Source organism: Psychrobacter pasteurii (assembly GCF_900162815.1).
In the GTDB taxonomy this organism is placed as follows: domain Bacteria; phylum Pseudomonadota; class Gammaproteobacteria; order Pseudomonadales; family Moraxellaceae; genus Psychrobacter; species Psychrobacter pasteurii.
In genome coordinates this window covers 22704-33311 of record NZ_FUGD01000122.1, presented here as the reverse complement: position 1 = coordinate 33311, position 10608 = coordinate 22704, and the positions used below count along the sequence as shown (strand labels likewise).

Annotated in this window: 9 protein-coding genes; 6 read left to right on the top strand and 3 right to left on the bottom strand. The window is 43.0% G+C overall.

What is annotated here, in order from left to right; all coding sequences use genetic code 11:
- Positions 1 to 438 (bottom strand): nuclease/transposase family protein (locus A1232T_RS11005; RefSeq protein ID WP_482822385.1); only part of this gene is annotated, 438 nt, incomplete at its 3' end.
- Between the two features lie 207 nt (positions 439 to 645).
- On the opposite strand from A1232T_RS11005, the gene A1232T_RS11000 reads away from it, so the two are divergent.
- Positions 646 to 1944: an anhydro-N-acetylmuramic acid kinase gene (locus A1232T_RS11000; RefSeq protein WP_077449455.1), complete on the top strand. Its 1299-nt coding sequence runs from the start codon at positions 646 to 648 to the stop codon at positions 1942 to 1944.
- A 63-nt stretch (positions 1945 to 2007) separates the two neighbouring features.
- Here A1232T_RS11000 and trxA read toward each other — a convergent pair whose 3' ends face one another.
- Complete coding sequence (gene trxA, locus A1232T_RS10995; protein WP_077449454.1) at positions 2008 to 2445, bottom strand: thioredoxin; 438 nt, start codon at positions 2443 to 2445, stop codon at positions 2008 to 2010.
- A 228-nt stretch (positions 2446 to 2673) separates the two neighbouring features.
- Between trxA and A1232T_RS10990 the strand changes: the two genes are divergently transcribed.
- From A1232T_RS10990 to A1232T_RS10980, 3 genes are all read left to right on the top strand, one after another.
- Complete coding sequence (locus A1232T_RS10990; protein ID WP_077449453.1) at positions 2674 to 4467, top strand: SulP family inorganic anion transporter; 1794 nt, start codon at positions 2674 to 2676, stop codon at positions 4465 to 4467.
- Positions 4468 to 4591: 124 nt separating this feature from the next.
- Positions 4592 to 4918, top strand: coding sequence for a protein tyrosine phosphatase family protein (locus tag A1232T_RS10985; RefSeq protein WP_077449452.1), 327 nt, complete (start codon positions 4592 to 4594; stop codon positions 4916 to 4918).
- A 131-nt stretch (positions 4919 to 5049) separates the two neighbouring features.
- A complete protein-coding gene (locus tag A1232T_RS10980; protein ID WP_077449451.1) occupies positions 5050 to 5382 on the top strand; it encodes a protein tyrosine phosphatase family protein in 333 nt (110 codons plus the stop codon).
- Between the two features lie 148 nt (positions 5383 to 5530).
- Here the strand turns inward: A1232T_RS10980 and ahpF are convergent, their stop codons facing one another.
- Complete coding sequence (gene ahpF, locus A1232T_RS10975) at positions 5531 to 7099, bottom strand: alkyl hydroperoxide reductase subunit F (protein ID WP_077449450.1); 1569 nt, start codon at positions 7097 to 7099, stop codon at positions 5531 to 5533.
- A 541-nt stretch (positions 7100 to 7640) separates the two neighbouring features.
- Between ahpF and A1232T_RS10970 the strand changes: the two genes are divergently transcribed.
- The gene (locus A1232T_RS10970; RefSeq protein WP_077449449.1) at positions 7641 to 7868 is read left to right on the top strand and encodes an HP1242/YdcH family protein; all 228 of its coding nucleotides are present in this window, start codon (positions 7641 to 7643) and stop codon (positions 7866 to 7868) included.
- Positions 7869 to 8269: 401 nt separating this feature from the next.
- Positions 8270 to 10588, top strand: a complete 2319-nt coding sequence (rnr, locus tag A1232T_RS10965) for a ribonuclease R (protein WP_077449448.1) — start codon at positions 8270 to 8272, stop codon at positions 10586 to 10588.
- Positions 10589 to 10608: the final 20 nt, after the last annotated feature.

Genomic DNA, 10608 nt, shown 5'->3' with positions numbered 1-10608 from the left:
GTAACTATCGAATACATCTATAATAAGCTTTTGACCTTTAGAAAGTGATAGCTGAATTGTTGATTTAAGTGCTTTTTTGCCTGTTTGTCTTGTGCTTAGGTATTTGATAGCCGATTTCTTAAAAGGTATCCAACCCAGTGATTTTCGTTTGGCATCAGGACGGTTGCTGCGCCAGCTAAGTTTGGCTTTTTTAAATTGTTTACGTGATTTAGCGTGTGTCTCATTGATAGCCTGTAAGGTTTGACTGTGTAATCCTAAATACTCACCGCTTCCTTTGGTGTACTCACTTAGATCATAAGCACTAAAAAACTTACCAGTACGTTTAAAATGCTCAAAGCACAGCGCATTGACATAGTTCCACACGAAGTTCACCGAACCGCTTAGCTGATTCAGCTCTTTTATGTGTTTGTCTTTAATGCGTAGCTTGAGGGTTTTCATATAATTAGTATGCCGAGGTTAATTTCAACTTACAACCTTTTAAACACTACTCACGACACTATATGTCGCCTTATATCCACTCCCTGAAGTGGTTGGTTTTACGGCAATAGGTGATAAAAAACTTATCTAAGCGCCTTTTGTTATAATAAGGGTAACGCTGCTTCACGGCAGCCTACCCTTTTTTATTGCAACTAATGCAGCAGGCCTATGACAAATACCGAACCAACCCCAAACGATAGCACTTTAGACGACTTACAAGAGTTGGAGTCTGCTTTATCCGAGACTCTATTTGACAACTTTGATACCGGCTACTACATCGGCATGATGTCAGGCACCAGCCTTGATGGTATGGATGCGGTCATTTGTCAGTTCGATGAGTCTGATAACGAGAAGATTATCGCTACTCATACCAAGCCGTTCCCAGAATACCTACGCGATACCTTGTTGGCATTATGCCAGCCCAATGGCATCACCAATCTGTCCCACCCTGTAAAAAATATTATTTTAGAGCAGCAGCCTCACAGCGAACTGGAATGGTTTGGCTGGGCAAGCCGCGAGTATGCTGAGTTTGCTAGCACTGTGGTGAATGAGTTGCTACAACAGTCAGGGATTAGTGCCGATGATATCCTAGCCATCGGCTGTCATGGTCAAACCGTGCGCCATCGCCCTAAATTAGGCTTTAGCTTGCAGTTGGTTGACCCAAATGTAATTGCTGAACGTACTGGTATCAGTGTGGTGACCGACTTTCGTCGTAGAGATATGGCCGTGGGTGGTCAGGGCGCTCCGTTAGCCCCAGCTTTTCATTTGGCACTGTTTGCTGATGCTACCCAATCTGACAAAGATTTGATTGTGGTTAATCTAGGCGGTATCGCCAATATTACTGTACTACCGGCGAAGCAAGCCGATAAAGTTATTGGCTACGATACAGGCCCAGCAAATATTCTACTAGATGCTTGGTACCAGGACCATCATCCTGACTCTACAACACTTTATGATGACGCAGGCCAGTGGGCACAGTCAGGTACAGTAAACTCAGAGCTATTGACCCAGTTTATGGCTCATCCCTACTTTGGCCAAAGCGCCCCTAAAAGCACAGGCCGAGAAGAGTTCAATTTAGGTTGGCTTACTCAGCAACTTGAGCAGTTTAGCCTTGAGACAAAGCAAACCGTTGATGCTGCTTCAGTACAGGCCACATTGACTCAACTTACCTCTCAAAGTCTCTGTGAAGCCATTCAGATTGAGACCGACCGATTGAGCCTGCAGCCTGGCAACCTCATCGTCTGTGGCGGCGGTGCTTATAACCCGAATTTAATTGCTCAAATCGCCAAACAATTGCCTGAATGGCAGGTGGCTACCAGCCAAGAGTTTGGTGTCTCACCTACTTGGGTGGAAGCCATGGCCTTTGCTTGGCTGGCGCGTCAAACCATCATGGGTCAAGCCGGCAACCTGCCTGCGGTGACTGGTGCTAGTAAAGATGTGGTATTGGGCCAGGTGTGTTTTGCCTAACCCAAAGCTTTCGCTTTAATTGCGGGTAAGTTTAATTGCGGGCAGTTTTGATTTAAGCCAATTTTAGGCTAAAGACTGTACCCATCGCACAATTTGATTGCTCGGTAGCGCTCCTGACTGCCGAGCAATTTCTTTGCCTCCTTTAAAAGCAACCATAGTCGGTAAGCTGCGAATACCATAGGGGGCTGCAGCTTGCTCAAACTTATCGGTCTGTAACTTAGCAAATACCACGTTCGGCAACTGCTTGGCCGCCTGCTCAAATTGTGGCGCCATCATGTGACACGGCTGACACCAACTTGCCCAAAAGTCGACGATAGTTAACACCTCATTTTTTTGAATGGTTTTATGGCCGGTTTGACCCGTTAATACCACAGGTGCTGCTGTCAATAAGGGACTTTGACATTTCCCACATACCGGATTTTGGTTCATACGCTCGGTAGGGACTCTATTGGTTGCGGCACATTGCGGGCACACCAGATGTAATGATTGTGAGTTACTCATAGTTTTATACCTTCTAGATTATGGTAAATATACTGTCTAGGGATAGAGTTTAATAACTAACCCAGATCAAATACACTTACCTTATACAAATAGTCATCTCTTCTTCTGCAGTTTGTTATATTATACAATTATATATATTGATACTTAGCTCTGAATTTCAATAGGCAAAGCCTATGCAATTGTAATAATCAACAACTCACATTAACCGGTCTTAAATAAGAGGCTACCGTGGCGGATAAACAAACCTCAGCTAATCATCTTGAAAATAACAGCTGGCTTGCTAAGTTAATCCCTAACTGGGTATCGACTTATGATACCTCTCGCCTACCAGCCGATATCATTGCAGGACTGGTGGTAGGCATCTTAGTTATCCCTCAAAGTTTGGGCTACGCAGTTCTGGCAGGCTTGCCACCCGTTTACGGGCTTTACGCCTCCATAATACCGGTATTGGTTTATGCTTGGGTGGGCTCAAGTAATGTCCAAGCCATTGGCGCTGTGGCTATCACAGCTATTATGACAGCCAGTAGTCTGCATGGCTTAGCCGTAGAAGGCAGTGTGCAGTACATCATGCTCGCAAGCTTACTGGCGCTGATGATGGGAGCCATACTTTGGCTCGCCGGCAAGCTCAAGCTTGGCTGGATTATGCAGTTCATCAGCCGCGGCGTGTCAGCAGGCTTCGTTAGCGGTGCTGCGGTGTTGATATTTGTCAGCCAATTAAAATATATTACCAACATTGCTGTTAGCGGTAACACGTTACCAGGTTACGCTACAACCTTGTTTACGCAATTGGCCACCTTTCATTTGCCCACCTTTATTATTGGGGGGATTGCTTTTACGCTATTTATGCTAAACCGCTATGCCAGTCATCTGCTATGGCAGTCTTGGCTATCTTCCTCTAAAGCTAAGTGGGCAGGACGCTTATTTCCTTTGCTAGTGGTCATAGTTGCTATTGCTTTAAGCTACTTTGGTCACTGGTCAAGCAAAGGCATTCGTGTTATCGGCGAGATTCCATCTGGCCTGCCTATGTTATCTGTACCCAAGTTTGACTCCCTCTCTCAGGCCGCCACTTTATTACCTACCGCAGGGCTGATGGCCTTAATTGTCTTCGTCTCTAGTAGCTCTGTTGCTAGCACTTACGCTCGGCTGCGAGGTGAGAAGTTTGATGCCAATAAAGAGCTTCAAGGACTGGGCTTGGCCAATATAGCAGGGGGCTTTAGCCAAAGCTTTCCAGTAGCTGGAGGGTTTTCACGTACTGCCATTAATGTTGATTCAGGTGCCAAGACTCCTTTGGCCAGCATCATTACTGTCCTTATTATGGTGGCCACATTATTGGTCTTGGGTGACATTATCGCCCCCTTACCCTATGCCCTGTTAGGGGCTATGATTATGGCGTCTATCCTTAGCTTGATAGATGTAGAGACCTTTAAAACAGCATTGAAGACTGACCGTCTAGATGCCTTAAGCTTTGCAGCTACTTTCCTTGGGGTACTCACTTTTGGTCTAAATGTGGGCTTAGTGATTGGTATTATTGTGTCTTTTGCGGGTCTTATCTGGCAATCGAGCCAGCCGCATATTGCCGTCGTGGGTCGACTGATGGGCACAGAACATTTTCGTAATATCCACCGTCATGATGTGGTTACTTATGAGAGTCTATTAATCATGCGAGTTGATGAAAGCCTTTTCTTTGGTAATAGTGAGTCGGTCTATACACACATTAAAGAGGCCATGAATCAACATCCAAAAGCTCGTGAGCTGGTCTTGATTATGTCCTCGGTGAACCATGTCGACCTGACGGCTCAAGAGATGCTAATCACTCTGAATCGTGAACTCAAAGCGGCCAATAAGCGCCTACACTATAGCTTCATTAAGGGTCCAGTTATGGACATTATTGAGCAAACGCCTGTGATTACGGAGCTTTCTGGGCGCGTCTTTTTGAGCACCATGCAAGCGATTACCTTGCTAACGGATGAGTATCCTTATAATGATGAATATCCAACGATACAAAAAAGAGAATTTGAATAATCCAATATAGAAATACCGCTTAAATAAAATATGTCTACAATAAAAAATAAGGGGCTGAGCTTAAAATGTTAAAATCAGACTCACTAAACCCCCACAATTTATTTAGCGGACACCAATCAATACCATGAGCGACTCTTTAACTATTTATAAGCAAATTTATCCCACTCAGTGCCCCAAGATTTCTGAGATGGGATACCGTTCAATTATCAACGTTCGTCCGGATAATGAAGTAGAAAACCAACCTTCAAGCCAAATGCTATGCTCAGCTGCAGAAAAAGCCAACTTAAATTACTGCTACCTTCCTTATGATGCAGAGCGTTTAAGTACTTCCACAGTAGCCCGCTTTGCTGAGCAGTACCATAAGATGCCCAAACCCATCATGCTGTTTTGTGGTTCGGGAGCTCGTGCCAAGTTGTTATACCAAAGCGCCTTGATGCAAGGCTTGCTGTAACTTTACTGCCCAGCAATAGCAAGCTCAATAAGTATAAAAAACAATAGCTACTTATCTCGAACAAGAAAATAAAGACAAGCTCAGCTAATTTAGTAAAATAGATAGTCACCAATCAATAAGGAACATAAAGTATGTCACATCAAGTCAGCTTCGCAGGTCAAATCACACCAGAGCAAGTACAAGAAATCGCCGATCAAGGCTTTAAAACTATTATTAACAACCGTCCTGATGGCGAAGCTCCTGATCAGCCTACCAGTGCTGAGATTGAAGCGGCAGCCAAAGCAGCCGGACTTGCGTACAAAGAAATATCTTTTGCAGGTAGCGAGCTGAACCTGCAACATGTTGAAGATTTTGCTGACTACTTTAATCAAGCTGAGCAGCCCGTTTTAATGTTTTGCCGTACCGGTAACCGCTCAAACGGCCTTTATGAAGCCGCTAAGCAGATGGATAAATTAGACGACTAACAACCCTCCAGCTATTGGTCATTTTTAGATCAAACAAAGCAAAAAAAGCCACGCTACTTAAAGTAGCGTGGCTTTTCTATTTACAGCTTTTATTAGCTTTTAACAGGTTCTATTAACGCTAAGCTATGGTTTCACTGATACTCTCAGCTTATTGCATTACTAGGTATTCAAACGCTGATAGTGCTGCTTTTGAACCCTCACCCATCGCAATGTTGATTTGCTTAAATGGAACGGTAGTCACGTCACCAGCAGCGAAGATACCTTTGCGGTCTGTCTTACAGGCTTCATCAATTTCAATCTCACCAAAGCGGTTAACATCCACAAAGCCTTTAACAAACTCTGAGTTTGGTACCAAACCGATTTGAACAAATACTGCTGACAAATCAAGCTCTTTGGTTTCACCCGTTGTGCGGTCTTCATAAATTAGAGATGATACCTTGCCATCAGTTGCTTTAATTTCTTTGGTCGCAGCTGAAGTAATAAAGTCGATGTTGTCTTTCGACTGCGCTTTATTAATCAGTACTTGGTCAGCTTTTAGATCATCAGCGAACTCAATAACGGTTACGTGTTCAACGATACCCGCCAGGTCAAGTGCGGCTTCAACGCCTGAGTTACCACCGCCCACAACGGCAATCTTTTTACCTTTAAAGAAAGGACCGTCACAGTGCGCACAGTAAGCCACGCCGCTACCCACGTACTCTTCTTCACCTGGAACGTTCAGCTTACGCCACTGCGCACCAGTCGCTAAGATGATACTGCGGGTTTCAAACTTCTCACCCGTGTTTAGTTCAATGGTATAGTTTTCATCTTCGGTTTCGCCCAGCTCTTTGACGCTGACGTGCTCTTTGATGTTAATGTCATATTCGTTCAGGTGTTTTTCAAAGTTAGCAGACAGCTCAGTACCTGTGGTTAATGGCACAGAGATTAAGTTCTCGATGCTTTGGGTGTCTTTCACCTGACCACCGATACGGTCTGCAACGATGGTCACTTTTAGACCCTTACGTGCCGTATAAATTGCTGCTGCAACACCTGCAGGGCCACCACCAATAACGGTCACATCTTGGCGCTCTAGCTGCTCAGCATCGTCTTCGCTTACTGCAGACAGTAGGTCTGGATACTGTTCTTGTAGTTTGTCGATGATACGAGCTGTGTCGACTTTACCATTTAAGAAAGGCTTACCATTTAAGAATACCGCTGGCACACCTTGAATGTTGTTGGCTTCTACTTGCTCTTGGAATAAGCCGCCATCAATCATCTCATTACTAATACTATCGTTTAGTAACGCAAACTGGTTAAGCGCCTGTACAACTTCAGGACAATTGTGGCAAGATAGTGATACGTAAGTTTGGAACTGTAATGGATGACCAATACGCTTAACCATCTTTTGAATGCTTTCATCCAATTTAAGAGTGTGTCCGCCTGCTTGCAAAATGGCTAAAATTAATGAGGTAAACTCATGGCCACCTGGAATACCACTAAATACGATACCGGTCTCTTGGCCTTCCGTAGTGATTTTAAAACTGATTGGGCTTGGTAAGCTGTCATCGGTAGCAGCCGCATCAAAGTTAATCTTGTCAGTAGTACCCGCAATTTGGTTTAAGAAATCAACTAATTCAGCTTTTTTCTCATGTTCACCAGTACCAATAACGAAGCTAATTGGGCGTGTCATATTTTCGCTATAACTTTTTACTGCATCTAATAAACCTTGGTCTAACATATTAAACTCCTCATAGGATATTTTTATCTGAATAATTATTTAAGTACAAAGTTTCTTTAATTCTTTTGTAGCGAGATAAGACCTATTGGATTGAGCGATTATCTATCTAAACCCGGCTCTATTAAAGAGTAACTATTGAACATTTTTGCAGGCCTTCTCTGCTTTCCATACCTATATTATCGAGTCTATACGCTAAAACAACAAGCCGATTAAGTAAAATCTTACGATTGATAAAACTAAATCAATATCACTTATGGTTTTGTATTATAAATATAATACCAGCCTATTTAATGCTCTATCAGCCAAAATGCTCTATCAGCCAAAAATAAAACCAAAGTTTCGTGGTGTTAGTATTATTGTAATTAGTCAGTAAATCAGCCATTTCAACCATGGTTTTTCTTAATTAATTTGGGTACAATTTAGTTAAGATTAATAAGAAACATAACTTTTTTACCCCCTGGGATGGTGACATATAACAGATAAGCTCCCTATATTTGCCGTCTTTAATAAGTCAAAGAAAACCTATCATAAGGATAATTCTATGTTTCATGAACACCGTGATCTAATCTCTGAGCTTAAAAACACAGACATTCACTTCCAAAAAATGTTCAAAGAGCACAACGACTTAGATACCGAAATTGACAAGCTAGAGAATGACGTGGTTAAGTCAGTAAGCCGTGAAGAAGAAATCGAAGAAAAGAAACGTCGCAAACTGGCGCTAAAAGATGAAATCGGCCGTTATTTAGAACAAAAAAGCAAAGAGCAATAAGCCTACCTAGAGTCACATACTGTTAATCAGTTTATTATTGATTGATAGCTTGTCTCTTAGTTTGAGGCTGTCTCTTAATTTAATGATAAAGCCCTGCCGATAATGTAGGGCTTTATCGTTTATTGACAATCAAAAACTTTTGTTTACGTTAGTTAACCAGCACTATCATAGTTGTGCATACTTATTAACTCTTTTTTTATGTTAATATAGCCGCGATAGGCGTTAAATTCGCCCTTACAGACTTTTTAAACCTCTTCTTTTAATAATAATTATTAATCTAACTATTCTTTGCTCACTTGTTTTCTTATTATAAGAACAGCGAGAAAACTAATAATTTCAGACTAGTGACAACCTTCATTGCACTAGCATTAATCAAATACAAATAACTCATACGGTATTATATGACCTGGAACGATCCTAACGCACAACAAGAAGCTCAAAACTATGAAAACCCTATCCCTAGCCGTTTGCTAATTTTGCAAACATTGGCAGATAAGGGCGAGCTTACTCATAAACAATTGGCCGAATCGTTTGGTATTGATAATGATGACCAATTCGATGCCCTTGGCAATCGTCTAAAAGCGATGAGCCGTGATGGTCAAGTTAACCGTGATGGTAGACCTTATAAATATCGCGCAGTAACCAAACAAGACGTGGTTACAGGTACTGTCTCTGCGCACGCCAAAGGTTTTGGCTTCGTTGTTTTAGACGATATGCCAGACCTGTTTTTGCATGAAAAACAAATGCGCTGGGTATTCAATGGTGATACGGTTAATGCCATCGGTACCACGACAGACAATAGAGGCCGCACCGAAGGTCGCATTATTGAGGTGACTGAGCGCCAACAAACCCACTTTATCGGTACTTTAGAAAAAGACGATGAAGGCTATATGGTTAGCCTATCTAGCCCTAACAACCATCAGCCGATTACTGTTGCTGCTGAAAACGTTGAAGCCTTAAATGCCAAACCTGGCTATCCAGTGAAAGTGGACATTATCGACTGGCCGACTCAGCATGAATTTGCCACTGGTAAAATCATCAACGTTATGGATGATGACAACGACCGCGAAGTTATTATTGAGACCACTTTACTTAACTACGACATCCCTAGTGATTTCGGTGCTGGCGTATTAAAACAAGCCAATAGCTATAAAGAGCCGACTGAACAGGAAATGAAGGGTCGCACTGATATTCGTCATCTACCTTTAGTGACGATTGACGGAGAAGACTCACGGGACTTCGATGACGCAGTCTATGCTGAGAAGCGCCCTGGTGGTAACTACCGTGTGGTAGTAGCCATTGCTGACGTTAGTCATTATGTTACCCCAAATTCAGCCTTAGACCATGAAGCTTTTGATCGCGGAACCTCGGTATATTTCCCACATCATGTGGTACCCATGTTACCTGAGGTCCTATCTAACGGCCTATGCTCGCTAAATCCAGGTATTGACCGTCTGTGTATGGTAGCGGATATCAAGCTGTCTCGTGCTGGCAATATCACAGGCTATGAGTTCTACCCTTCTGTTATGCACTCTCAAGCTCGTTTGACTTATAACCAAGTGAACGACTACTTTGACGGTAATATGAAGAATGTTCCTGAGTCATTAACCGGTAACAAAGACGTTAAGAAGTCTGTCGATACTATGCACCAGTTGTATAAAGTTCTGGTGAAAAAGCGCGATGAGCGTAATGCGATGGAGTTTGAGACACCAGAGACTTACATTAAGTTTAATGAAGAAGGCGGTATTGATGCCATCGTTCCACGTACTCGTGGCGACTCACATAAACTAATTGAAGAGCTGATGCTACTGGCCAATACTTGCGCCGCTAACTTCGCTCTAAAATACGAATTGCCGGTTCTGTATCGTAACCATGATAAGCCTGACTCTGAGAAGTCACGTATGGTGCATGAATACGCGAAGAACTTTGGTATTGGCTTCCCAGAAGAGAACCCAACTCAAGCGGACTACAAGCGTATTATTGAGGCGACCAAAGAGCGCCCTGATGCCGTGAGCATTCACAGCATGCTGCTTCGCTCTATGATGCAGGCCAACTACTCGCCTGATAATATTGGTCACTTCGGTCTGGCGTATGATGAGTACTCACACTTTACCTCACCCATTCGCCGCTACCCTGACTTAATGCTACACCGCGCGATTAAAGCCAAAGTTACGGGTAAAAAACAGCCACAAATGGACTTTACTTTAGAAGAAGCCGGTCAGCAAACTTCAGATACCGAACGCCGTGCTGAGAAAGCTTCACGCTTTGTCGAAAGCTGGCTGAAGTGCCATTATATGAAAGACCATGTGGGCGAAGAGTTCGATGGCGTAGTAACTACTGTGACCAGTTTTGGTCTGTTTATCAACTTAACTGAGCTGTTTATCGATGGTCTGGTCCATATCTCTAATGTGGGACAAGACTACTTCATGTACGATGAGAAGCAGCAACAACTAATTGGTCAAGACAAAGGTACAGTCTATGGCCTAGGTGACTTAGTCCGCATTAAAGTTGCCGCGGTTAACATGGATCTACTACAAATTGACTTTGAGCTTATTGCTAAGCTAAAAGCCAGTGCCATGAACCAAACCAAAAAAGATGGCAAGGCCAATGGCAACCAAAAGCAAAAAGCTAATAATGGTAATGGTCAAACCAAAAATGGTGAAGAAAAGAAACCTTCTCGTCGCCGTAATGGTCGAGGCCGTGGTAAACCTAAGTCATAGTCCCGATAATAGACGGCTAT